Source organism: Thalassobacterium sedimentorum, assembly GCF_031127905.1.
Taxonomy (GTDB): domain Bacteria; phylum Verrucomicrobiota; class Verrucomicrobiia; order Opitutales; family Coraliomargaritaceae; genus Thalassobacterium; species Thalassobacterium sedimentorum.
The window spans coordinates 1-25,769 of record NZ_JARXIC010000001.1 but is presented as its reverse complement, the minus strand read 5'-3'; the positions used below and the strand labels follow the sequence as shown (position 1 = coordinate 25,769).

Genomic DNA, 25,769 nt, shown 5'->3' with positions numbered 1-25,769 from the left:
TTTAGCACTTAGGATTGCTATGGACATTTCGATGTATCATTTTGCATTTTCGATGAAAACCACGATGAACGATCAAGCGCTGTTAGAGAGGGTCGATAGCCTGTCACAACCGCAAAACTTTTATGATGGGGTGCTGCGTTCTTCAGAAGAGTTGCCGAACAATTTGCTCATATTCGTTAGGAAATCTCTAAACCAGTTGAGCCATCTGAGTCATAAGCCTAGCTTACATGAACGGTGGGTTTTGGTTGTGGCTTTATCTGGGGCTGGGACTTTGCAGCTGGATCAGCATTCTATTTCCATACCTGTGGGGCATGCTGTATTGATTCCTCCATTGCGCTTGCATGGTTACAAAAATGCAGAGCCGAATTTGAGATGGCTTTTTGTTACCTTTGATTGGCCAGAACATGCGCCTGCAGACCATTCCTGCACATCCATCCAACCGCTTTGCGAAGAAGCGAAGGAATTGCTCTTATGCTTTATAAAGACCATGCAGTATTCGAAAGTGTCGGGGACGATTGCTGCAGCTCAATTATTGGAGGTAATACGCTTGCTTTGGTCAACTAGCTCGCAACCAGTAAGACACCGAGATACGTTGTTTGAGCGGATTTATGCGTTGTGTTCGGCGCAACCAGGCATTTCTGTGTCTGATGTTGCTAGACAGTTAGGCATTAGTGAGAGTCACCTGCGCGCGCGGTTTCGAAAAGAATTTGGGATTAGCTTGGGACGCTATTTACGACAAAGTCGTCTAAGACGAGCTGCACTGTGGATTCGAGAGGAAGGGCTAAGTGTGCAACTTGCCGCTGAGAGGGCTGGCTACCCTGATGCGGCGACCTTTAGCCGTGCTTTCAGCAAGAACCTCGGCTATACTCCTTCATCTGTGTAAAAGATCTCAACTACTGTTTACTTCCGGAGATTTCTGTTATGGAGAAGTCATCCCATCGAGTGCTGCGCCCTCGATATAGGAATCGCGACATCACTCCAGCCGAACCTTGCTGATAAGTTTTGTCAGTTGTAGTCACTTCACCGATGAGACGATCAAAATCTCCCGTTCTGGATTTTATATAGCCGCGGGCTGTTAAGGTCGATCCTGATACAGTAAATGTTATACGAACCTTTTGATCACCAAAAATAGGGCGATTTAACTTGTTTGTCGCTAATAGGTAGTCTGGATGATTAAAGCCTCCATTGGGATTTGAATCTTTTGAAATGTATATCTCGTTATTGTATATTGTGGCTAAGTAGCCTTTTAACGTGTTCGAGTTTGTAATCGAATCGTCTTGCCATCTGACGATGACTCCTGAGCGGTTGGCTACATGATTATTTTTAAAATATGCCTCAACAGTATAATCCGTCAACTCACTAGAACCTGATCCAGCATACAGGGCATTGCGCGTTGCTGCGGAGTCATTGGTTTGGTCTGGTCGAGACATATACAAAGCGTTGTTTCTAATTTCAACCACCTTCGGAGTTAATGTTCCGTGGCTTGAATCGAACCAGCCTTGTGGGAATTTATCATCACGGTTATCGAAAGTCTCTGAGTAGATGGGGGTTGCCGCGCTATGCTGTAAGGCGGCTGAAATAGTGATCGCTAGGATTGTAAGAATACGATTTCTCATAGAAACTGGTTTTGTGCTATTTTTGAAGTACGATGAAAGTGGCCTTCACTGTTGTCTGAAGATCGGTGTCGGCTGTGTGCTAGTTAATTAAGTCGGAATGTTTTTGTCAGTGCTGGGAGCTTTGTCGTATCGTCATTCTCTCTAGTTAGTAAATAATTCGTAAAGGGGCGAACTTTCCAAATGTTTGAAATATCTGGATCGATGATTTTAACGATGGAGCCGTTTGCATCGAGTTGTTTTAGAATCCATTTTTTTTCTGATTGAATGCTTAACTGACGTTCTTCTGCGCTGTCGTAAATGAAGAGGTAACTGTCGTTGTTGATTCTATTGAAACTCCAGTTGGCTGGCGAATCCAACTTTAGCGATATGGTCCCTAAACTGAGTCGAGTTCCTTCGACCAAGGTAATGTCGCGCGGATCACCACTATGCGACATACGAGCGAGAAGACTGTGCGCATTGTAGCTTTCAATACCTCCAATTGGGCCTTTAACTGTCTTTTCGCGCCCTAATGCGATGACATCCACTAACCCCGAAGAGAGGGTAATCATGGCAGTAATGCCATGTCCCGGCTGCATGATTTCTTTGATAGGATCATTGTCTTCATAAGCCCGCCATATATTTAGGAATTCAGCATGTTTGGTTTTGTTAGAAACAATCAATGAGGATCGGTCTCTGTCCTTCCATGGACTGGTTGATAGGTACATAGTTGTTCCCGTCTGAGGCAGCGTGGTGACTGCGAATGTTTCAACGGTATCTGGATCGATCCAATAGGTGGTCGTTGATTTATTTAACTGTGCGACCTGTGTATCCCAGAGGTATTTGTAGGCGACTCCACGGTCAGCGAATGCATCGGCCTCTTGCTGGAATTCAGTGGTAGCGGAGCGCAAGCTGCCCGAGATATTGAGTGACCAATCATAGGTGTGTTCCTCCTGCGACTCTGCATGAAAAAGATCGAGGGAGTAGTTTTGCGTGTGGATGATTTGGCGATTCAGTTGGACGCCTGGATACACGTTTTCGGTCTCTGCATCGACGTAGCCGAAGCTGGTGCTATTGGTGAAAGTTCGCAGCTTGCCTGCGGAGGTTTCATTGGGCTCGTCGTATTTCCAGTTTGGCACTCCATCTCCACCGGGCTTTTGCGACTTTCCATCTACGACCAAGGTATTATCGCTGAGTGTTTGTTGGACCCATTGTTTGTGCATTTGACTAGAATAACCGACCCATTTTCCTGATGCAGATAGCCATCTGTAGGAAGGACTTTGCCAGTCAATTGCCAAATTGTTGGGGTGCTGGTGTCCTGCTTCTGTGCCATTGGGCTTCCAGAGCATCGACATTTCGGGGGAAATTTCTCCTGCAGGCCCGCGTAAGATCGCGATTCCCGTATCTACAAATAGTGTGCTGCCCAAAACGTTGCGCAAATTGGAATCGAATAGGAGATCCGTTCCAACAGTGAAGGAATCTATTTCTACCTCTGGCTGTGGTTGAGATGAAAAATCGAGTACTGACTGGGCAATGAGTGGTGGAATGCGTTTTTCACTTTTAGCGCGTTTTTCTACACTATTGTGTAGCTTCCATAGCCAGCGGAAGGCCGGGGTTTGATATTGCTCCCATGCATACGGATAATTCCATGAGGTTACGCCAATGTTGAGACGAGCAGTAGGATGTGCATCGTGAAAGGGGGCCTGCTTTAAATTGCTGTAGGCATAGTAAATGGGGGCAGCATAAAATGATTCTAGCTTTCCATCTTCTTGGTTGAAAAGGTCGATACCAGCGCGATCACATGCAAGGGCTAGCAGGGTAACTGCGTGCATTGCATAGTCATGGTAGGAGATCGAAAGTTCATACGATAATCCGTCCTTATTGATGGAGTTGCTCAATTGGTAGAGAAAGCCCGATGGGCCATTGATTGCATGATTTAGATAGTTGTGGTCACTTAGGACTAAGCCTAACGAAGCCAAGGCAGCGTTATGCCATGTTTGCCAGTTACTTCGCCCGCGGTCTTGCCCCATTAACAGCTCCGCTCCTGGTCTTAACAAATGATTCTCGATCTGCTCTCGTTGTTCTTTGCTGAGTGCGGGGTAAATGATGTCGTAGATCCATGCCAACTGAACCATCACCATGGCTTCATTCAGTGATTGCGCGGTGAGTCGTCCTGCACTGCCTCGCTTAGGCGTGATCGTTTCGTAGAAGGATGCATACTCTAGCATGACTTGTGTGAGACGCTCTACATAGGCTGGATTTTGTGTGAACAAGCTGGCGACTGCTAAATGTTGCATGTCCAGAATGATTTTATGGTGAGGGTGTGTCGATTCTTTCCGAGGGATTTCTAGTGAATCTGGGCCTAAATCGGCGTAGGCAATTATGGCATTCTTTAGAATGCCTGCATCCAGTGCTTGCTGGTAATTTTCGTCGGCTTCTGCTTGTTCCAGAATTTGGTCGGCTTCATCCTGTGTGATGAAAAGCGATGGGTGCTCGATCGGGAGCATTTCTCCAATGGCTTGAATCGAGCGAGTGTCTAATGCTCTGGCAGAGTAGGTAAATATCGAGGCTAGGGCTAGGAAAAGTAGCAACTTCGAACGTTGGGGGAATTTGCAAATCATATCATAAATACTATTCCAGAATACTGGATTGTTCAAAACTCTGGATGCATGCATACCAATGTTAAGCATGTGCATTGGTATGCATGTGCATTGGTATGCATGTGCATTGGTGTGCATATATGGTGTGTTTAAAGGATGGGTGGAGTATTTCTTAATAATGAAACCATGCCAGAAAAGAATCAGAATAGTTATTTCGAGGAACAGTGTCGATCCATTCCAGTGGTGGAGCAGGCAGATGTCGTTGTTTGTGGTTCGGGGCCGGCTGGTATCGCGGCTGCGTTATCCGCTGCGCGCAGTGGCGCGAAGACAACACTGATTGAGGTGCATGGTTGCCTCGGGGGCGTGTGGACGGCTGGTATGTTGAGCTGGGTGATTGATAGCCATGATAAGCCTGGCATAATGAAGGAGATTATAGCGCGATTGGATCAGCGTGGTGCACGTACGCTCCGAGTCGAAGATGGGCGCAGTTTTGGTTATGATATCGAGCAGATGAAACTCTTATTGGAGGAGATGATGCTGGAAGCAGGAGTACGCGTATTGATACATACGCGAATCGTTGCAGTCGGTTGCGATCAGCGTGATCATGTCGACGTTGTCATTACAGAGTCTAAGAGTGGTCGTCAGGCCATCAAGGGCGCTTGTTTTATTGATGCAACAGGCGACGGAGACTTGGCAGCTTTTGCTGGTTGTTCTTATGACTTGGGGCGACCAGAAGATGGTGGTTGTCAGCCCATGAGTTTGATGGCTGTGGTGTCCGGAGTAAGAAAAGATGAAATTAAGCCCTTCATTGGCGGTGGCCTGCGCGAGCCTAAGGCTCGACTATTAGCTGAATTTAAGCGGGCGGGAGTGGCCCCGAGTTACTCGGCACCAACGTTGTTTAAAATTCATGATGAACTTTATGGGATGATGGCCAATCACCAATACGATGTCTCAGCTGTCAACTCAGAGCAGATTTCTGCGGCTACTTTGACAGCACGCGCTGAGATACATCGATTAGTGGCGGCTCTTCGCAGTCTTGGTCCGCCTTGGGATCAACTTTACATTGTGGGCACTGCAGAGCAGATTGGCGTGCGTGAAGGCAGGCGCATACATGGTGAGTATGTGGTTCGTATGCAGGACTTAATTGAGGGAGTTCGTCACGAAGATGCTATTTGTCGTGTATGCTTTGGTATTGATGTGCATTCAACCGATGATAAGGTGAGTCAGGATTTTGCTTCTGAGAACAAAACCAAGACCTTGCCTTATGATATACCTTATCGCGCTTTGATCGCTAAGGGATTTGGGAACCTACTCTTGTCTGGGCGTTGTATTAGTGGTGACTTTTTTGCACATGCGAGTTATCGAGTGACTGGTAATGCAGTCACGATGGGGCAGGGGGCGGGAGTGGCCGCCGCACTGATTGCTAAAAACTCTCAACGAGCACTGGAAGTCTCTTGGGCTGACATAGAAAAGGGGATGGATGCTATTAACAAAAAGGTTTCCGAAACGTATTTGAATTCAGAGCCTGATCAGCTAGTCTACGTTTAAGCGAGTGCTTTCTCTTGCTCAATTTTTATCAGTTAAGATTTAGAACAGAATATTATGAAGAAATATACAATAGGTGTGGTTGGGATGGGGGGAATGGGATTTCGCTTTTTGAACTCCTTCATCGAATCTGACCGGTGGGAAGTTGGCTATGTGTGCGACTTAAATGAGGCGCGTTTGGAAAAAGCGCGAGACTTGATTCCGACAGCCATGTTCACCAAAAATTTGGATGATTTGCTGAATGATCCCGCAGTGGATGCAGTCGCGATTTGTACTTTGGCCGATATTCGTCCCAAGTTACTCACGGAAGCTTTGAATGCTAAAAAGCATGTGATTGCAGAAAAGCCGCTTGCAGACAGTATTGCGGGTGAGTGGGAATTACTTAAGACGATTGAAGCGTCCGGTCTTATGGTGGCTGTTGATATTTTCAATCGAAACGCATGGTATCATGATGAAATTCAGGCATTTATTGCCTCGGGAGAAATCGGAGAACTCGCTATTGTTAGCGTTGACCATCAGACGCCGGGCTTAATGCCCACTGAAGGTCATAGTCCAGAAGGGCCTCCTTTTCATGATTGCGGTATGCACTATGTCGATGTCGCTCGTTGGTATGCCGGCAGTGAATATAAAGAGTGGCACGCGCAAGGGATGCGGATGTGGGATTGGGAGGATCCTTGGTGGTTGTCGGCGCATGGTCAATTCGAGAATGGCGTCGTCTTTAACATCACTCAAGGTTTTGTGTATGGGCAAATGGCGAAGGACAGGACTGTGCGTTGCGGTATTGAAGTGATCGGAACTAAAGGTCTGGTTCGTATGAAGCATGACATGAAGACTGTTACCATTGAGTATCATGGCGTGAATACGACGAAGATAAAGCAGGGAGATTACGGTAGCAAGAAGACGGATGTTATGTGTGAGCGATTTGCTGAGGCGCTCGATACGGGAGATGACTCTAGGTTGCCTTCTGCGCGTGACAGTGTGATCGCGTCTAGCGTATCGCAAGAAATGTTGGACTTTGCTAAAGCTCATGCGGCACCAGCAATCGGTACACGTGATGAGATGGAATCCATTTTAGAGCATCGTAAGCAACTTAAAGCGTAGATCGTATGCCTAGTCGCTCCAGTCAATTGTAATATAGTAAAGGCTGACTCTAAATTATGATTGAATCTACTAGCATGAAGATTAATTTTGCTGGGGACATTTGTCTTCAGAATTATAGACCCGATGACTTTCGCCTCAGTTCGTCATGGATGGGGGTGCAGCAATTGCTTAATGACGCTGATTATACCATTGCAAATTTCGAAGGTACCATAACTGAGCCGAATTGGGACTGCGTGCATAAGATAGGTCTCCCTGTTCGACGTGAATCGCTTGAGGCCTTAGCAGTCGATAATTTTATCTTTAATGTCGGTAATAATCATTTTGGTGATTTCGGAGAAAAGGGGGCCAAACTCACTATAGATACATTTAAGGAACTTGGAGTGCGTTGGTTTGGCTATGGTGATCGCTTGCTTGATGCAAGAAAACCTTTAGTCCTTGAGCATGAAAACTGTCGAATTGCTTGTCTGAGTTATGTTGATGTCACAACGAATTCTGATTTTCTGGCAAGGTATGATTCTTTAGGAGTTCCTCCGTTAGCATTTCCTGATGTTTTACATGATATTGAGGCAATTCAAAAAAATGTAGACTATATTGTGGTGAATTTACACTGGGGAATTGAGAACGTGTTTTATCCTACCTATGACCAAATTCACATGGCGCATGCCATTATAGATGCAGGCGTAGACGTCATTATTGGGCATCATCAACATGTATATCAAGGAATGGAGGAATATGGTGATGGAGTGATTTTCTATGGGTTGGGCAATTTTATAATGCCAGATTTGCAGTATAAATACCAATATCAAGATGGACCTATTTTAGAGAAGAAATTAAAGCAACTGCAGGAGAATAAAGAGGCGATCATCGCGCAGATAGATTTCAGTCCTGAAGGATTTAAATATAAGATTATTCCTGTAAAGCAGACGGGGAATGCTATACCTCAAATTGCTAATTTTGATGAGTGGTCTATTCCGTATGCGGAAATTAATGAGAAGCTTTTAAGCTTTATAAAGAAAAAGCGTCGCCAGATTAACGCAGTCAGACTTCATCAATATCGCTTGATCTACAATGGAAGGATTTTTCAAAATATATACAGCTATCCCACTATCGATAAATTATCATTCCGAGCATTATGGGATTCACTAAGAAAATCTCTCATTTAGCTGATGTTGTACTCTGTTGTTCGGAGGATGTCGCATCCGTTCTTGAAGAAGTGGCATTGTTTTCTATTCGCTGACGAGACTTTGGAGTCATTGTTTCTTTCATATACTTTAATCTACTTTCCCTAAAAAATTTTATGAATATGCACTGGATTGACTGGTCAATCATTGGGTTGCTTTTGCTGCTGATGGTTGTTATTGCGTTTGGAACGCACAAACTGACGCGCAGCGTCGCCGACTTTTTGGCGGCCAATCGTTCCTGTGGTCGTTACTTGTTAACGATGGCCTCAGGTATGTCAGGCCTGGGTGCGATCACGATTGCCGCGAACTTTGAGAAGTTCTACGAGGCAGGCTTTCCCGCGATTTGGTGGGGCACATTGATGGCACCCTTGGGCTTGGTTCTCGCGTTGTCTGGCTTTGTCATCTATCGCTATCGTGAAACGCGAGCCATGACGATGGCGCAGTTTTTCGAGATGCGCTACAGCCGTCGTTTTCGCGTGTTTGCGGGGTTCCTTGCCTGTTTCTCCGGCATTCTTAATTACGGGATTTTTCCCGCGGTTACAGCACGTTTCTTGATCTATTTTACTGGCCTGCCGACTGAGTTTACTTTGTTGGGAATGGAACTGCCAACGATGGCTCCAGTGATGTTATTCATGTTGAGCCTAGCCCTGATTCTGACGCTTTCGGGTGGTCAGATTGCAGTGGTGGTCACCGACTTCTGCCAAGGGTTGTTTGTGCAGATCGCCTTGTTAGTTATCTTTTTCGTCGTCGCCTCACAGATCTCTTGGAGTGATCTCATTACAGGCCTGCAGACCGCTGCGCCCGATCAATCACGGATTAATCCCTTTAAACAAGAAAAGACTGAAGGCTTCAATATGTGGTTCTTCTTTATTTCGGCAGCCTTGAGTATCTATAGCTTTAAAGCATGGCAGGGTTCGCAAGGCTATAACGCTTCTGCGAAAAGTCCGCACGAAGCGAAAATGGCGGGTATTCTCGGTGAATTTCGCGGACAAGTGCTGTTCTTACTGAGCACTTTGGTGCCGCTGTATATTTTTGCGATGTTGGCACTGCCAGAATTTGCCCCGCAGGCGGCTGTCGTTAATGAGACGATCGCGACGATTGGAAGTGAGCAAATTCAAAAGCAAATGCTGGTGCCTGTCGGTATTAGTCAACTCTTGCCAGTTGGAGTGATGGGGATGTTTGCTGCAGTGGTGATCGCGGCGGCGGTTTCCACCGACGACACTTACCTGCACTCGTGGGGGAGTATCTTTATCCAAGACGTGGTCATGCCCCTTCGTAAGAAGCCCCTGTCTAAGCGGGCGCATATGTTACTCCTACGTGGCGCTATTTTTGGCGTCGCTGCGTTTGCCTTCTTTTTCAGTCTGCTATTCCCACTGAATGAATACATTTATATGTATTTCCAGATCACGGGAGCGATCTTCCTTGGTGGAGCGGGCTCAGTGATTCTTGGTGGCTTATATTGGAAGCGCGGTAGCGTGGAAGGTGCGTGGGCTTCTATGATTATAGGTTCGTCGCTGGCCGTGACGGCAGTGGTGTTGCGCAATATCATTTGGCCACACTTCCTTGAAGGTTGGAAGCTTGCGTATCCAAACTTAATTTGGTTGCAGGAATTACCCGAAAAATTTCCTTTCAATGGTATGCAAATGTCGCTGATTGTTGCTATCGCGGGAAGCAGTTCCTATATTCTCTTCTCCTTACTCTCGAAACGTCCGCCAGTAGACATGGATAAGTTGTTACATCGTGGGAAATATTCGGTGGAGGCTGTGGGGCATCACCCGATGTCTAAACCTGGCGATCTCATTCCCAGTGTATCTGAACCTGTGGAGCTTCGTTTGCGTGATAAAATCTGGCGTCGTTTAGGTGTGAACGATGATTTTACTCGAGGAGACAAGGCGATCTATATCTTCAAAATCGCATGGGTGATGTTCTTCTTCACTGTATTCTTAGTTGGTTCGCTCATCGCAATGTTTGTCGACATTCCTGATTCTATTTGGATTACTTGGTGGGGAATTAAGGTCTCTATCACGATCGTGGTTGGTCTTGCCTTCACGGTTTGGTTCTTAATTGGAGGCGTGCATGATTTGATCGATATGATCCGGACGCTTAAGAATGTCGATCGCGATGCTAACGACGATGGGCATGTGGCCGGCGAAGATCATTTGCAGGAATAGTTTGCTAGATGTTGTCCCCCTTGCTTTAGGTCATGTCGTGCGCTCCTTCTGTTGACAGAGCTGTTCCTGGCCAAAAGTATATGGTAATATTATGCGGAGAATTCGCTTCACAAATACGCGGAGGCGAATGTTCGAAACGGCACAGGCTGACTTACAGCTTGTATTCTTACGTCCTTTTTGTGCATGTATATACGGTATATGGCCCAGATAGATGTTTTTTTTGATGCGATGCTTGAGTTTAAAGGCTCTGACTTGCACCTGACTGCAGGTAATCCACCGCTGATTCGAATTAATGGTGAGTTGGAATCGTTGGATTACCCGCCATTTGACAATGCCGCGTTGACAGAGATGCTATATGAGATCTGCCCGGGAGATAAAATTGCCGAGTTTCGTGAAACCGGGGATATTGATTTTGGTCTTGGTTTTGCTGATAAAGCACGCTTCAGAGCGAATTATTTTCAACAAAGTAAGGGCATTGCGGGTGTGTTTCGCACTATTCCAGCTAAAATTTTAACGGCAGAGCAACTGGGGCTGCCTGATATCTGTCGTAAATTTGCGGGCCTGAAGAAGGGTTTGGTGGTGGTGACCGGGCCGACGGGATGTGGTAAGTCGACCACCTTGGCCGCCATTATCGATCAGGCTAATAAAACTCGATCTGACCACATTTTAACGATCGAGGATCCTATTGAATTTGTTCACCAAAGTAAGAAGGCCTTAATTAATCACCGGGAAGTGGGCGGGCATACCAAGTCCTTTGCGAGCGCCTTGCGTGGCGCTTTGCGGGAAGACCCTGATGTGATTCTTGTGGGAGAGATGCGAGACTTGGAGACGATTTCGCTCGCGCTGGAAGCTGCTGCCACGGGGCACTTGGTTTTTGGCACATTGCATACACCAAGTGCGGCCAAAACGGTTGATCGCATTATTGATGTGTTCCCTTCGTCGCAACAAAATCAGGTTCGAGCTACACTTGCGGAAGCTTTAGTCGGTGTCGTTTCACAGAATTTGTTTAAGCGAGTCGACGAACCCGGGCGTGTGGCTGCTTTGGAAATTTTGGTCGTGGATACGCCGATCTCTAATCTGATTCGTGAGGGGAAGACCTTTCAGATTCCTTCTATGATTGAAGTCGGCCGCAAAAAAGGCAATCGTCCGCTGGATGACTCGATTATGGAGCATTTGATGGCTAAACGAATCAGCGGTGAAGAAGCCTATGAAAAGTCCATCAATAAGCAAAAATTTCGTCCTTTTTTAGAACGCGTGCCAGAGCCATGGGAAGAGTAGGCTTTCGCACCTGTTTAGACGGTGACCTATACATTTTAAGCTTTAGTAAATAAAATCTTGGTCATTTCATGAAAGAACGCAGTCTGTAGGGCTGCGCTTTTTTTATTAATGAACTCACTCCAGCAATATGACCTCGCTCGACTGGCCACTGCGACACATCTCATCGGTATTGATGAGGCGGGACGTGGTTGTTTGGCAGGTCCGGTGACGGCTGGCGCATGCATCCTGAGTCGTCAACTGTTTGATTCACCTGCGGCGCTCGAGGCCAGTGCCTTTATAAATGATTCGAAGCAGCTATCCTCCACGGCGCGAGAGGCGCAGTTTGCGATATTGGAGTCCTTGCAAATGAGTGGACTGATCGACTTCGCAGTTGCTTCGGGCAGTGTGGAGGAGATCGAAGAACTTAATATACTGGGTGCCACGCGCTTAGCGATGAGGCGTGCTGTTGATCAATTAGCGGCACGGGCAGTGGACTGGCATTTACCGCATCCAGCTGCAGCGGACCCGCTCTTTGAAAGTGCGACTCATGTGAAGTTGATTGTGGATGGCCGGCCACTTAAGCCCTTCCCGTATGCGCATGAGGGAGTGATTAAAGGTGATGGTCAGTCTCTTTCGATTGCGATGGCGAGTATTGCAGCCAAGGTTTCCCGTGATCGCGTCATGTCGCGTCTAGCAAAAACGTTTCCTGACTATGGTTTTGAACAGCATAAGGGCTATGGTACGGCTGCACATCGAGCTGCTTTGAAATTGCATGGATCGACACCAATGCACCGAGCACTGTTTCTTCGCAAAGTGTTGTCTTAGACTTTATTTTTTAGCGGATATATGCGAAATCAATTATATACTATATGTTTACTTTTGCTGGTCTGGTGGCTGGCGGCTTGTGCACCTCACGAAGAGGAGGAGACGCAGCGTTTGGAGGTTTGGGTGAGTCTGCTTCCTCAGCAAACCATTGTGCAGGCCGTGGCAGGCGAATTGGCGAGTGTACAACTAATGGTGCGTCCCGGACAGAGCCCGGAAACTTATTCGCCGAGTGTGCCGCAAATGGCTGCGCTCGCCAAAGCGGATATTTATTTTGGAATTGGCATGCCTTTGGAACGTCGAATACTCGCAAAGATGGAGCGTTCCATGCCACAGTTGCGTTTTGTACAGACGGCTGATTTTATCCAGGAATTGCATCATTGTTCAGAGGAGACGGGACATGCGCATCAAGGGCATTCGCACGAAGAGCTGGATCCGCACCTGTGGATGGATCCGCAATGGATGCTTGGTTTTGTGGCCCAGGTTCGGGATGCCATGATTGTCGCAGCACCTGAATCCCGCGAGTTGTTAACTATCAATGCTGCGGCGCTTAGCGCTGAACTGCGAGCTTTGGATGCAGATTTGTCGCTTCGTTTTCAGCCTTATGCAGGGCGGCGATTTTATATCAACCACCCCTCATTAGGCCATTTCGCAAAGCGCTATGGCATTGTTCAAGTCTCGATTGAGCGTTCCGGCAGTGAGCCTGCAGCGAAACAAATTGCGGAACTGGTGCAGGCAGCTAAATCTGATCAGGTGCATGCTGTGTTTACTCAGCCTGAGTTTGGACACAGCAGTGCCAACGTACTGGCCCGCGCATTAGATGTGGAAGTGGTGGAAATTGATGTGCTCAGCGGGGATTATTTCAGTAACATGCTAGACATTGCACAGCGTTTGGAGGATAGCTTTAAGAAATGAGCGATTCGGCACATAGCAATTGTGAGTGTCAGGCGCATGCAGGAGAACCTGTGGTTTGCTTTGAGGGAGTGTCGTTTAGTTATGGGCATAACTTGATTATTGATGATGCAGATTTTGACATATATCAGGGTGAGTCCGTATGTGTGATTGGTCCCAATGGGGGCGGGAAATCAACCTTACTCAAGCTGATGCTCGGATTGTTGGTTCCTGATCGGGGGGAGATACGGCTCTTTGGAGAGCCGGCTCAGCTGGGACGAACCCGGGTCGGTTATGTGCCACAGCAGATTGAATTTGACCCGTTGTTTCCTGTCTCCGCACTTGATGTCGCCCTTATGGGGCGCTTGAGCCGCGGGAGTTTTGGTTTCGTTTCTAAGTCGGACCGCGCGATGGCACAGGATGCCTTGGCTAAAATGGGGTTGGCCGATCAGGCAAAAGCACCCTTTGCCAGTCTTTCCGGGGGGCAGCGTCAAGCTGTTCTGATTGCACGGGCTTTGGTTGCTCAAACGGAATTGCTTCTTTTGGATGAGCCCACTGCGCACGTGGATGTCGCTGCCGAGGAGCGACTGATGTATAGCTTAAAAAAGCTTGGAGGTGAATTGACCGTGATTACAGTGTCACATGATTTGGCTTTTGTCTCACGCTCTGTTCCTAAAGTGGTCTGTGTGAATCGTTGTGTGCATGTGCATCCTACCGCCAAGCTGACAGAAGCTCGTATTCGTGAAATATATGGCCACGAGGTGCGGATGGTACAGCATGACCATGAGCATCTGGACAGCCATGGGGGACATCATCATGGTTAATCTTCGCGTCTCAATTTTTTGCCCATTCTCCGATGATTGATTTTTTTCGTGCACTGTTTGATCCCGATTTGGTATTTTTGCGCAACGCACTGTTGTTGGGGCTGATTGGTAGCATCCCACTTGGTGCAGTAGGGACCTTTGTTGTGGCGCGGCGTATTAGCTATTTGGCCGCTGCGATTGCGCATTCGGTTTTGGGCGGAATTGGTGCGGCACTCTATGCACGCGAAGTGTGGGGCTTTGCATGGCTTCATCCGATGTTGGGGGCCTTGATTGCTGCACTAATTGCTGCGAGTGTGATTGCTTGGGTTTCATTGCGGAGTCAGCAGCGTGAGGACGCTGTGATAGGCGCTATTTGGGTGACTGGGATGGCAATTGGTTTACTCTTTATCTCCCGAACACCAGGCTACTTGGATCCGATGGCATACTTGTTTGGTGATATTTTGTTAGTGACCTCTGCGGATCTTTGGATCGCCGGAGTTGTGGGTACTTTGATACTTGTCATTCTCTTGCTCTGGCATCGCCAGATTGTTGCAGTTTGCTTTGATTCGGAATTCGCAGCCATTCGGGGGGTGCATGCGGATCGTATGTATTTGCTGTTGTTGCTGCTAACTGCACTTACAGTTGTTACTCTGGTGTCGTTGGTTGGGATTGTTTTGGTGATCGCCTTGTTGACTTTGCCACCTGCCATTGCCTCATTACGGGCGCGCAGTTTAGGGCAGATGCTGCTGTGTTCAATCGCATTGACTGCCAGTTTTGTATTCCTGGGCTTGGGCTTCAGCTATACTCTCAATTTCCCGACTGGACCGACAATTATCCTGCTTGCGGCATTGGTGTATTTACTTGGTAATACCGTTAAGCGGGTTTTCAGCAAATAATTGTAGATGTCTGTGTCTGACATTGGGACGGGGATTTAGGGGGAACGCTTGTTGACCTTGATGAATCGTACCTCATGTTGCCGGCTCATCAATTTTCTAATGAAGCAATCTAATAATCTCGCTAAAGAAGTTTATAAACAGTTACGCAAAGAATCTTGGGAGGTTTTGTGGGAACGCGAAGTCCCACGCTTTGATGCAGGTAATGCGGAGACTCGCCTCGCTCGTGTTGGGCTGGTGCGTGCGATTGGGGTGGTTGCCTTGGAGAAAGGAACTCAACAACAGAAGCGGCAAACTCGGGAGTGGCTGGCTCGTTTATTAACAGATCAGGAGGAGAAGGTCCGGCGTTACGCGATGAATGCTCTGCCTAAAATCGGCGGTAGCGTTGAAGTAGAAAAAGCGGTCCTGGACCTGCTGGATAAGCCTGAAGGTACACGTGAAGTGGAGCAATTGAGCCATACGCTGAGTAAGATCGGCGGCCAAGCCACACTACAAAAGCTGGAGTCTTTGTCGGATGGGCATGAGGTCTTGCATGCTGTCGAGCAAAAGGTGAAGGCGCAACTTGCGCGGGAAGAAGCACCGGCACGTATACGTCTCACTGCTAAAATCAAGGCGACGCGTCAGTTGCGTATTCATTTGCGTTCGCGGCGTGGTATGGAGCTTTTTGTGCGCGAAGAATTACAGCGGCATGCCAGGCTCAATGGTCGCTTTAAAATTGTTCGTACCAGTCCAGGTTGTGTCGCGCTTTCGGCCTTACATCCTTTTACGTTGCAGGATCTGTATGAATTGCGTACTTTAGGGTCGATTCATTTTGTGTTGGGGGTGGTCGCTAAGAATGAAGCTAAGCAGACTCAGGCGCTGGCTAAGATTATCGCGTCTGAGCGAACACAATTGTTGTGTCGGAAGCTTACGCAGGGCCAGCCGCGCTATCGATTACAGTTTATGCGTGTCAAGGTATCAGCACGTAAGGTTCAATCAATTGTCAACGAAGCCTTCTTACAGTGCCCGGATTTACTCAATGACCCACGTCAATCACCCTGGGCTATAGAAATCTATCCTGAGAAAGTAGGACTGTCAGTTGAGCTGCGACCACGGGTACTGCCAGATCCTCGGTTTACTTATCGTAAGGACGATGTGCCGGCTTCCACACACCCGCCTTTGGCTGCTGCGATGGCGCAGTTGGCTGGCGTTCAAGCGAACGATGTTGTTTGGGATCCATTCTGTGGCTCAGGCTTAGAGTTGATTGAGCGAGCCCGACTAGGAGGGGTGGCGTCAATTCTGGCCACGGATATTGATGAGAATGCGATTGAGGCGGCCCGTCTGAATTTTGCGTCGGCAGGGCTCTCTAATGACATTGTGGAGCTTCGTCGTGGTGATTTTCGTAACTATGAGAAAATCACGGGCATCGCATCCGGGAGCATTAGCTTAATCATAGCAAATCCACCCTTGGGGCGCCGAGTCCGAACTGAGGATTTAAAGGGGCTCATCCTCGAACTTTATCATATTGCAGCCAAAACACTGTGTCCTGGGGGGCGACTGGTGTTTATCAATCCATTGAAAATAGACAGTCCAGTGAGCTCGCTAAAGTTGAAGGCCAGGCATGTCGTCGATCTTGGAGGCTTTGACTGTCGAGTTGAAAAGTGGGTGCTGGCTTCGTAGTTGCCAAGGCGAGGCTCTGCTACGGGGATGATTGCCTCGTGCACGATTGCTGAGCAAAAGCCTTTGGATTGAGTTTGGCGCGCGCAGTGGCTGAACCTAAAAACGCATTTTTTTGCTTTGTGCCCTTGCCTGAGCACGTGCGTTCCGTTTCAAAGATAGGCATTATGTCCGAAACACCACATATTGACATTGATTACGTCGCCAACTTAGCGCGTCTGGATATGACCGACGCAGAGAAAGCCAAGCTGGGAACTCAGCTGGATGACATCCTGGGCTACTTTGATAAGCTCAACGCTGTGGACGTCGATGGCGTCGAGCCGATGGCTCACGCGCACCGCGTATTCAATGTCTGGCGCGAAGGCGACCAGCCCGGCGAAACCTACGCGCCCGAGGTGCTGACTAAAATGGCCCCTGAGTCGCGCGACAACCAAGTCGTCGTTCCCAAAGTCGTCGAATAAATGCAGGTATTCTTCGCCATTATTTATTAGTCATTATTCATCCATAGAATGTCCGACCTTCATTTCAAAACCATTTCCGAACTTGCTGCCATGTTGGCAGCGGGTGAAACTACATCCGTCGAAATCACCCAAGCGGTGATTGACCGCACGGCTGCAGTCGACGCACAGGTGAAAGCCTTTCTCTCCACCGATGCGGAGGATGCACTGGCCCAGGCCAAGGCGTCCGACGAGCGTCGTGCGGCGGGCAAGGCTCTTGGCCCGCTCGATGGCATTCCGATCGGTATCAAAGACACGCTCGCAGTCAAAGATCAGCCGCTGCGCTGCGCCTCCAAGATGCTGGAGAACTACGTGTCTCCCTTCGACGCGACTTGCATCGTCAAGCTGCGCGAAGCGGGTGCCGTGATCTGGGGGCGCTTGAATATGGACGAGTTTGCCATGGGCTCCTCGACGGAGAACTCGGCTTATCAAACCACTGCCAATCCCTGGGACTTGGAAACTATTCCCGGCGGTTCCTCTGGTGGCAGCGCCGCCGCGATGGCAGCAGGGGAGGCGATCGCCACTCTCGGCACCGATACCGGTGGCTCCATTCGTCAACCCGCCGCGCTTTGTGGTGTGGTCGGCATGAAGCCTACTTACGGACTCATTTCGCGCTACGGCTTGGTCGCCTTTGCATCCTCACTCGATCAAGTCGGCCCCTTTGCCCGCACGGTGGAAGACGCAGCTATCCTGATGGAAGCCATGCTGGGGAAGGACGATCTCGATTCCACTTCGATCGCACCGCAGGGGGAAACCAATTACGCCGCCGCGCTCAAAGAAAAGAAAGGTCCTTGGAAACTCGGCGTGCCGCAGGAATTTTTCGGCGAAGGTATTGACCCCGAAGTGAAGGCCAACATCGAAAAAGCCATCGACTGGTATAAGAGCCAAGGCTGCGAAATCGTAGACATTTCTTTGCCGCACTCTGAGCTGGCAGTGCCAGTTTACTACATCGTCGCGACTGCGGAGGCCTCCTCCAATCTCGCCCGATTCGACGGCGTGCGCTACAGCCACCGCAGCGAAGAGGCCAAGGACGCCATGGCACTGTTCACCAAGAGCCGTGGCGAAGGCTTCGGCGACGAAGTGAAGCGCCGTATCATCCTTGGCACTTACGTGCTTAGCTCCGGTTACTACGACGCCTATTATTTGCGCGCGCAGAAAGTGCGTCGCTTGATTTTGGGCGATTTTGAAAAAGCCTTCGAACAAGTCGACGCCATTCTCACGCCCACCTCGCCGACGCCCGCCTTCAAACGCGGCGAGCGTGCCGACGATCCACTCGCCATGTATTTGAGCGACGTCTACACCATCTCGGTCAATCTCGCCGGCCTGCCTGCGATTTCCGTGCCCAGCGGATTCACCGAAAGCGGCCTGCCGATCGGCCTGCAGGTGATTGGCAAAGCCTTCGGCGAAGCCGACATGTTCGCCGTCGCCAACGCCTTCGAAAAAGCGCATGATTATGCGCAACAAACACCCAAACTTTAACAACGTATTTATTAACCGCAGAGCTCGCTGAGGACACAGAGATATGAATGAGTTGAGTGAGAAAATCATTGGTGCAGCCATCGAAGTGCATCGGGAGTTAGGCCCCGGGTTATTAGAGAGCACTTATGAGGCTTGTCTTGCCCATGAATTAAATTTGCAGGGCATCAAGGCTGTCCGACAGCAGAAGCAACCCATTCACTACAAGGGGCTGGAAATAGACGAAGCCTATCGCATCGACGTCATTGTTGAGGATCAGATTATTCTGGAGCTAAAAGTCGTAGATGACCTTAACAGCATTCATCTCGCCCAATTACTGACTTATCTAAAGCTATCAGGTTGTAGTTTGGGGTATCTCATTAACTTCAACGTGCCACTCTTAAAGGACGGTATCCGTCGAGTCGTGAACAATCACGCAGAATCCTAGCTCCTGTCCTCCTCAGCGCTCTCTGCGGTTAAAAATTACGCACCCTAAGCCACTCATCAGCCATTTTATTATCATGCAATACGAAGCAGTCATCGGACTTGAAATTCACGTTCAAATCAAAACCCGCACGAAAATGTTCACCGCTGCGCCTTACGAATATGGCGCCGCGCCGAACACCTTGACCGACGCCGTCGTGCTTGGCCTCCCAGGCACCTTGCCGGTGCTCAACCACACCGCGATCGAGAAGTGCGCCAAGCTTGGCCTGATGCTTGGCTGCGAGATCGCGGAGGTCTGCAAGTGGGACCGTAAAAACTATTTCTATCCCGACTCGCCCAAAAACTACCAACTCACGCAAAACGAAGAGCCGCTCTGCATCGGAGGTAAGGTCGAGATCGAACTCCCCGGCCCCTCGCGCAACGTCGAAGGCGAGCACCGCTGGGTTGCGCTCAACCGTATCCACCTCGAAGAAGACCCCGGCAAGCTCACTCACGAAGCATTCGAAACCGTGATCGATTTTAACCGCGCCGGCGTGCCGCTGGCCGAGATCGTGACCGAGCCCGACATGAGCTCGTCCACCGAGGCCGTTGCGTTCCTCAACTGCTTGCGCAACATGATCGTCTATGCTGGTATCTCTGACTGCGACATGGAGAAGGGCCAAATGCGTTGCGACGCCAACGTCTCCCTGCGTCCCGTCGGTTCCGACAAGCTCGGCACCCGCACCGAGATGAAAAACCTCAACTCCATCTCCAACGTCAAGGCCGCGATCGAATACGAGATCGAGCGCCAGACCGAGATCCTTGAAGAGGGCGGCAGCATCACCCAAGAAACCCGCCGCTGGGATGTCGAGAGCGGCACCAGCTTCTCCCTGCGCAGCAAAGAAGAGGCCCACGACTACCGCTATTTCCCGGACCCCGATTTGATGCCCGTGCAAATGGACCGTGCCCGCGTGGCCGAGCTCGAAGCCGAGCTGCCCGAGCGTCCATTGGACAAACAACGCCGCTACCAAGAAGAGCTGGGCTTGCCGTTCACCATTACCTCCGTGCTCTGTGTGGACCGCGAACTGAGCGAATTCTTTGAAGAAGCCCTCAAGACGCATAACGCGCCCAAGCAAATCGCCAACTACATCACCAACGACTTGCTCCGCGAGCTGTCCGCCGTTTCCGAGCATGGTGAATCCGCGCACTCCGTCGGTCAGTCAAAGCTCACGCCCGCACACATCGCGACCCTGGCCAAGATCATCGACGAAGGCGTCATCTCCAAGCAGATCGGCAAAGAAGTCTTCACCGAAATGTTCGCCACCGGCGAGATGCCCGACGCCATCGTCGAGAAGAAAGGCCTCAAGCAAAGCAACGACACCGGCGAGATCGAAGCCCTCTGCCGCGAAGCCATCGCCGGTAATGCTAAAGCCGTCGGCCAATACAAAGACGGCAACGAAAAGGCACTCAACGCCTTGAAAGGCCCCGTCATGAAAGCCACCAAAGGCAAAGCCAATCCCGCCATGCTGGATCAGTTGCTCAAGAAGCTGATCGACGAAGGGGAGTGAGTGACTTTTACTATCGACTAGTCTGCTAGCCTAAGCACATCTAATTGAATCGCCTATGTATCAAAATGCTTAATGATGAGTCACCTTCACCCCCATTACGGTGGGCTGGAAGCAAGCGAAAGTTGTTGCCGGAGTTGATGCCTCGGATTCAACAGTTGTGCACTGCCCGTTATATTGAACCATTCTTTGGGTCTGGTTGTGTCTTTTTTAAGCTTCAGCCTCAGTGTGCTGTTATCGGAGATTTGAATGATAATCTGATTAATTTTTATAAACAATTAAAGTATCAGCCAAGAAAGCTTCACCGTGAATTTTCAACATTGGATCAAAATGACGGATCATATTACCAATACCGCGCTGAATATAATGAGCAGCCGGAAAAGTTAAGGCGTGCTGCTCTTTTTTTGTATCTGAACAGATTGTCTTTTAATGCGATTTATCGGACGAATATGCGGGGCGAATTTAATGTGCCGATGGGGACTAGAGTTGGAGCATTGCCGACTGAAGATGAATTACGGTGCGCATCCAAAAGTTTGAAGAAGACCGAGATTATTCGAGGAGATTTTTTTAGAAGCTTGAGAAATGTAGCAGAAGGAGACTTCGTGTATTTAGATCCTCCTTATGATTATAGCGGACGGATTGACCGTGGTGAATATGGTGTCGGTGCATTTTCATGCCTGGACATTGAACGTTTAGGAGCAGCCCTTGAACTTATCGACCAACGTGGGGCACATTTTATTCTTTCCTATCTTGATACTGTCGAGATTGCTACTATAGCAAGGCGTTGGAACTCAGAATGTGTGTCGGTGAGACGTCAGGTTGCTAGTTTTAGTAGTAACAGAAAGGTTGTAGATGAATTAATTATTTCGAATCGAATATTTTTATAATATGGCGGAAATTAAATTACTGATCTGTTCCGACTTACATGTCTCAAATTCCGCGAATGAAACTGTCGAAGTTGCTTCTTTTGTGGATGTTTTGAAGCCGAATGAAGGTCCACTGCATGACTTGAAGGACTTCCTTTATCAGAATAACTTGACTTGTGATTTTTTAGTCTGCCCTGGCGACCTTGGCGATGCTGCTGATCCAGATTCTATCCGTTTTGGGTGGAAGGAGTTAGCGGACATTGGAGGGATTTGTGGAGCTAGTGTATTAGCAACAGCGGGTAACCACGACTTGGACTCAGAGCGCTTGTATGATAAAGCAGACTGTAAGGGAGTTCTTCAGGGGCTTAGTCCTCAGTTTCCTGTATTAGAGCAGTCTCTGTGGGATCAATATTGGGCACGTCACTATTGTATATTTAAACGAAGTGGAATTCGGTTCGTATTGCTTAATAGCTGTGGTTTTCATGAAAGTTCAGGTGAGTCAGCTTACGGTCGACTCTCAGATAAAACTCTAAATGATTTAAAAAATGATCTGCTTAGTGAGTCCTGCGATATCAATGTATTAGTGTGCCATCACCCCCCGCAAGGGCAATCAGAAGGAAAGCAAGGTGATGGTGATTATATAAAAAATGGGGATGAGTTAATTCACATTTTGGACCACGGGAACTATGGTGATTGGCTCGTGATTTATGGGCATAAGCATTTTGCGAAGTTACAATATTCTAGGGGAAGTGCTAATTCTCCGATCTTACTTTCTTCAGGTAGCGCGTCAGCATACCCATTTGGTGACTATGGTAAAGATGGTAAAAACCAAATTCACTTTGTGACACTTTTGGTTGATGATTTTAACGAAAATGGTCTGCTCGGAACAATCGAAAGTTATGAGTGGGACAAAGTGAATGGCTGGTTACCTAGTGTAGCAGAAGGAGGTCTTCCGGATATCTGTGGTTTTGGCCATCGGCCGCAAATTCGTGTTTTGTGTCGCCAAATCGCAGACGCTTTTGGCGAAAGTGATGTCTTTCTTAATTTATCAGTATTGATTGAGAAATTCCCCATGCTTCGCTATTTGGATCCAATCGTCCGTAAAAAATTAGAGTATAATTTAAGGCATGTGCATGGCATTGCCTATCACGGCGCTAAGCAACGTTTTAGAAAAATATGAATGCACCATCAATATATGAAGCTTTCAATGCCAGATCTTGGACGGAGGTTGAGGTTGCTGAACGATTTGTTCCATCTGAACAGTATAACTCTCTAGTTTCTAGAAACCATGCTTTGGTTATTGGACCTCGTGGTAGCGGTAAAACGAGCTTATTAAAGATGTTACAAGTTAAAGCGTTGAGCGCTTGGCGGTCGGAGCATGCCGATGGTTATCGGGCGCACGTTGACTTTGTCGGTATATTTATTCCCACCGATATACAATGGTTCAAGTTTTTACAGGAAGTCGAATCGTCTGCTGATGGTGAAATTGGCGAGTATATTATTCAGTCACTTATTACTGAAAAAGTTTTGCTCGCCTTTTTGGATTCTTGGGAGTCGAGACTGAATGAAGATGATGAATTGGGCTTTTTGGCGCTTGAGGATAGTCATGAAAAAGAACAAAAAGTTTGTGCTTTCCTGTCTGACATCCTAGGACTTGTCGAAGCGGATAGTTACATTGATTCGATTCGAGCTGCAATAGTGCTACGATCAGTTCATTGTAGGAAACTAATCAAAAGCACTTTATATTTGGACGGTGGTTTTAACCAAGATAGACTCTCAGAGTTTAGGGATTTTTTCTTCTTGGATTTTATGAGCTATCTGCCGGCGATTCTTGAAACGTTCAATCGTAGCTATGAAGACACTGATAGAATGTGGGCATTATGTTTTGATGAGTTAGAACTTGCTCCGCAATTCCTACAAGAGGATCTGTTAGAGTATATTAGGAGCACCAGTAAACTTATTATTTTTAAGTTATCAATGAGTCCTTTTTGCGCGACTGCTTCCAGATTGCGAGGTAGTGAACGAGACGCTTCGGAAAAAGAGGACTTTGAAGTCATCCCATTGTGGTATCATGAGAAGCGTGCATCTGAGAAATTCACTAAAGAATTGGTTAGTGATTTATTGAATCGTCATTTTAAGAAGTCTTTTTCTGTAGAAGAAGTTTTTGGGCTTACGCCATTTTCAGATGATCAAGTAGACTATTTAAAGGACCCAGCTCGCTTGGGAGTCTTGAGTCACGCATACAAAAATGATCCAGGGTTTCAGGAGTATTGTGATAACAAAGGCATACGTGTAGATTCTTTAGAAGATTTGTCGCCGACTCAGCGAGCTTCATATATTAGGAAAGGGTTTCCTACTGTAGCTTTTCGCGATTATTATGGTCTCGATCAGAAAGGCCGAAGCCGAAAGAAACATGAGCTATACACGGGATGGGGAGCATTTTGTGCTATATTTGAAGGTAATCCTCGATGGATTATTGGTTGCATGAGTGAACTTGTTAAGGCTATTGGTAGTAATTCGGAAGGTAGTGAAGACGCGGTCTTGATAGATACTTCAGTTCAGTCTAAAATTATTGAAGCGGCACGGCATCGCTTTCGAGCGAAGTTGAAAACTGTAATGGTGGGGGCTTCTTATAATGAGAAAAATTTGATGGATCTAGTTGATACTATTGGTGGGAAAATCGAAAGTTATGTTTACGAACGAACTTTCATTCCTGAACCTGTTCAATCTTTTACATTAGATGAGAAAACTGCTGAAACTCATTTTGATTTAATTGCTGATGGATTGAGTTCAGGTGCGTTTGTTTTTTGTCCGGATTCGGCAGGAAAGGAACTGATAACTGGTCTTGCTGGGAAGCGTTTTCGTATTTCCTATTTATTAGCAACGGAATATAAAATTCCGCTTCGAAAAGGGAGTAATCAAGCGCTAGGTTTACTACTGTCGGATAGAACTAAGGATCGGAGATTAGTAGGCGATTCCACTCAAACTAGTTTTGAATTTTAGAAAAATGTTAAGAATTGTCGATAGCACCAAACAGTTGGATGGATATGCCTTCGGGTTATTTTGCCGAAGCCATGAGAGCAGAAGTTCGCATTCATACTCTAGTAAATTTTGTAAACGACCGATTTCTAAATTAAATTTAATCGCACTCGATGGGTTGAACGATTGTAACAGCTGGCAGGAGCATGTTGGGGCTTTTGCTGAAGTAGCTTCTTCCGAGGTTTCTGCATTGTTTCGGGGACAGATAGCTGATGGTGATAGATTAGTTGTCGATTATTCGAGCATGCCAAAAGCGATCTTAGCTGAAGTTGTTTCTGAATTAGATCATTTGTATCATGTGGAAGGACTATCCTTAGTTTGTGATTTTGTATATTCTCACGCGGAATATAGTGCTCCTTTGGAACATTATGGTCCAATCGTGTTTAATAATTATATTACTCCATACTTTGTTGGTAGTAATCTCTCTGCAGCAGGCCCCACCTCTGTAATACTTGGCGTTGGATATGAGAGAGACGTTGCTTTGGGGGTTATTGAGGAGCAAGAACCTCGTCAGTGTATCATCTTCAGGCCGTGTGATCATGACCCCCAGTATACTAAGGCAATTGATGATACTAATCTTGGGCTGTTCGAATTATTTCCTGCTCGGGATGTTGTTGAGTATTCGGTTAATTCGCCAGCAGGTGTTTATAATTCACTTTGCAGTGTCGTCAGAGGATTGGAACGAAAGAATACTCGACCAGTTGTTATCCCTTTAGGGCCAAAGATCTTCTCATTATGCGCTTTGCTGGCTTGTTGTTCTTTTGAGCGAAGTTTTAGCGTCTGGCGTGTGGAATCTGATAGTTCAAATAGAAAAGTAGATCGTATTCCAAATGGTAATATTTCTATTACTCGCGTAAAATGGGGTGATCGCTGAATTTGAGTTGAAGGTATCATGGTATTCATAAGTAAAGAGGATATGTCCTATGTTATACCGAAATAAAATTGTGTGCCTTCGGATGAAGCCGAACGCACCACTCGTCTCCATCCCTATCAATAATCACTAGCCCTTTGCGTTCCAAAATCTTTAAGGTTCGACGTTCGCTAGAATTAGAGTCGTCATACATCCATTGCATGTCTTCCGCTAGGTTTTCCAGCAACAGTCTTTGGTATTTTGATATTATCATAGTATTTAGCGTTTACGGTATAACCAAGCGAGACTGAGCAATTCCGCTCGTTCCTCGCTCCATGTCAGCTCTTAGAGTTATCGTCCGAACATTGACCTCCATCTTTTAGCTTGCAGGTTGAAAACGGGTCATGTCAGAATGGCACGGACTTAAGCGGCTTTATCGACCGTTTTCTTCTTCGGTTTTCCTTTGTTTTTTCTGGATTTCGAGACCTTAAATTTTGATCGATGACACATCAATCTTTGGAAAGGTTTAGGCCTTTTCTTGAGTGCTCTTGGTTCGCTACGA

The 25,769-nt window shown here is 47.6% G+C and carries 22 protein-coding genes; 19 read left to right on the top strand and 3 right to left on the bottom strand.

The genetic code is table 11. The features are described 5' to 3' along the window. The first annotated feature begins 19 nt into the window (after positions 1-19). On the top strand, positions 20-883 hold the full coding sequence (locus tag QEH59_RS00110; RefSeq protein ID WP_308983315.1) for a helix-turn-helix transcriptional regulator: 864 nt from the start codon (positions 20-22) through the stop codon (positions 881-883). 10 nt (positions 884-893) lie between these two features. On the opposite strand, the gene QEH59_RS00105 is transcribed toward QEH59_RS00110, so the two are convergent. Further along, entirely contained in the window at positions 894-1,616 is a 723-nt protein-coding gene (locus QEH59_RS00105) for a hypothetical protein (protein WP_308983314.1), read from the bottom strand. Between the two features lie 83 nt (positions 1,617-1,699). Continuing rightward, the gene (locus QEH59_RS00100) at positions 1,700-4,288 is read right to left on the bottom strand and encodes an alginate lyase family protein (RefSeq protein ID WP_308983313.1); all 2,589 of its coding nucleotides are present in this window, start codon (positions 4,286-4,288) and stop codon (positions 1,700-1,702) included. A gap of 90 nt (positions 4,289-4,378) precedes the next feature. Here QEH59_RS00100 and QEH59_RS00095 point away from each other — a divergent pair, with 90 nt between their 5' ends. The 18 genes from QEH59_RS00095 to QEH59_RS00010 all read left to right on the top strand — a co-directional run bounded on the left by QEH59_RS00095 (position 4,379) and on the right by QEH59_RS00010 (position 25,231). Next, on the top strand, positions 4,379-5,740 hold the full coding sequence (locus tag QEH59_RS00095) for an FAD-dependent oxidoreductase (RefSeq protein WP_308983312.1): 1,362 nt from the start codon (positions 4,379-4,381) through the stop codon (positions 5,738-5,740). A gap of 54 nt (positions 5,741-5,794) precedes the next feature. Continuing rightward, positions 5,795-6,838 carry a Gfo/Idh/MocA family protein gene (locus QEH59_RS00090; RefSeq protein ID WP_308983311.1) on the top strand — a complete coding sequence of 348 codons (1,044 nt, stop codon included), beginning with the start codon at positions 5,795-5,797 and terminating at the stop codon, positions 6,836-6,838. 56 nt (positions 6,839-6,894) lie between these two features. Beyond that, a complete protein-coding gene (locus QEH59_RS00085; protein WP_308983310.1) occupies positions 6,895-8,001 on the top strand; it encodes a CapA family protein in 1,107 nt (368 codons plus the stop codon). Positions 8,002-8,135: 134 nt separating this feature from the next. Next, the gene (locus QEH59_RS00080; protein ID WP_308983309.1) at positions 8,136-10,190 is read left to right on the top strand and encodes a sodium:solute symporter family protein; all 2,055 of its coding nucleotides are present in this window, start codon (positions 8,136-8,138) and stop codon (positions 10,188-10,190) included. Between the two features lie 198 nt (positions 10,191-10,388). Continuing rightward, positions 10,389-11,468: a type IV pilus twitching motility protein PilT gene (locus tag QEH59_RS00075; protein WP_308983308.1), complete on the top strand. Its 1,080-nt coding sequence runs from the start codon at positions 10,389-10,391 to the stop codon at positions 11,466-11,468. 108 nt (positions 11,469-11,576) lie between these two features. Further along, positions 11,577-12,272: a ribonuclease HII gene (locus QEH59_RS00070; protein ID WP_308983307.1), complete on the top strand. Its 696-nt coding sequence runs from the start codon at positions 11,577-11,579 to the stop codon at positions 12,270-12,272. A gap of 21 nt (positions 12,273-12,293) precedes the next feature. Next, positions 12,294-13,184 carry a metal ABC transporter solute-binding protein, Zn/Mn family gene (locus QEH59_RS00065; RefSeq protein ID WP_308983306.1) on the top strand — a complete coding sequence of 297 codons (891 nt, stop codon included), beginning with the start codon at positions 12,294-12,296 and terminating at the stop codon, positions 13,182-13,184. After that, positions 13,181-13,984, top strand: coding sequence for a metal ABC transporter ATP-binding protein (locus QEH59_RS00060; RefSeq protein ID WP_308983305.1), 804 nt, complete (start codon positions 13,181-13,183; stop codon positions 13,982-13,984). Before QEH59_RS00065 ends, QEH59_RS00060 begins: the two co-directional genes overlap by 4 nt. A gap of 32 nt (positions 13,985-14,016) precedes the next feature. Further along, the gene (locus QEH59_RS00055) at positions 14,017-14,859 is read left to right on the top strand and encodes a metal ABC transporter permease (RefSeq protein ID WP_308983304.1); all 843 of its coding nucleotides are present in this window, start codon (positions 14,017-14,019) and stop codon (positions 14,857-14,859) included. A gap of 99 nt (positions 14,860-14,958) precedes the next feature. Next, positions 14,959-16,515 (top strand): TRM11 family SAM-dependent methyltransferase, encoded by a 1,557-nt coding sequence (locus tag QEH59_RS00050; protein ID WP_308983303.1) that lies wholly within the window; start codon positions 14,959-14,961, stop codon positions 16,513-16,515. 164 nt (positions 16,516-16,679) lie between these two features. Then, entirely contained in the window at positions 16,680-16,973 is a 294-nt protein-coding gene (gene gatC / locus QEH59_RS00045) for an Asp-tRNA(Asn)/Glu-tRNA(Gln) amidotransferase subunit GatC (protein ID WP_308952151.1), read from the top strand. A gap of 48 nt (positions 16,974-17,021) precedes the next feature. Next, complete coding sequence (gene gatA / locus QEH59_RS00040) at positions 17,022-18,488, top strand: Asp-tRNA(Asn)/Glu-tRNA(Gln) amidotransferase subunit GatA (protein WP_308983302.1); 1,467 nt, start codon at positions 17,022-17,024, stop codon at positions 18,486-18,488. Positions 18,489-18,531: 43 nt separating this feature from the next. After that, positions 18,532-18,912, top strand: a complete 381-nt coding sequence (locus tag QEH59_RS00035; protein ID WP_308983301.1) for a GxxExxY protein — start codon at positions 18,532-18,534, stop codon at positions 18,910-18,912. A 73-nt stretch (positions 18,913-18,985) separates the two neighbouring features. After that, a complete protein-coding gene (gatB, locus tag QEH59_RS00030; protein WP_308983300.1) occupies positions 18,986-20,455 on the top strand; it encodes an Asp-tRNA(Asn)/Glu-tRNA(Gln) amidotransferase subunit GatB in 1,470 nt (489 codons plus the stop codon). Positions 20,456-20,520: 65 nt separating this feature from the next. Further along, positions 20,521-21,339: a DNA adenine methylase gene (locus QEH59_RS00025; protein WP_308983299.1), complete on the top strand. Its 819-nt coding sequence runs from the start codon at positions 20,521-20,523 to the stop codon at positions 21,337-21,339. Position 21,340: 1 nt separating this feature from the next. Then, the gene (locus QEH59_RS00020) at positions 21,341-22,498 is read left to right on the top strand and encodes a metallophosphoesterase family protein (protein WP_308983298.1); all 1,158 of its coding nucleotides are present in this window, start codon (positions 21,341-21,343) and stop codon (positions 22,496-22,498) included. After that, the gene (locus tag QEH59_RS00015) at positions 22,495-24,321 is read left to right on the top strand and encodes an ORC-CDC6 family AAA ATPase (RefSeq protein ID WP_308983297.1); all 1,827 of its coding nucleotides are present in this window, start codon (positions 22,495-22,497) and stop codon (positions 24,319-24,321) included. The genes QEH59_RS00020 and QEH59_RS00015 overlap by 4 nt, the downstream gene beginning before the upstream one ends. A gap of 4 nt (positions 24,322-24,325) precedes the next feature. Then, positions 24,326-25,231: a hypothetical protein gene (locus QEH59_RS00010; protein ID WP_308983296.1), complete on the top strand. Its 906-nt coding sequence runs from the start codon at positions 24,326-24,328 to the stop codon at positions 25,229-25,231. 52 nt (positions 25,232-25,283) lie between these two features. Here the strand turns inward: QEH59_RS00010 and QEH59_RS00005 are convergent, their stop codons facing one another. Further along, positions 25,284-25,481: a hypothetical protein gene (locus QEH59_RS00005; RefSeq protein ID WP_308983295.1), complete on the bottom strand. Its 198-nt coding sequence runs from the start codon at positions 25,479-25,481 to the stop codon at positions 25,284-25,286. Between the last annotated feature and the right edge of the window lie 288 nt (positions 25,482-25,769).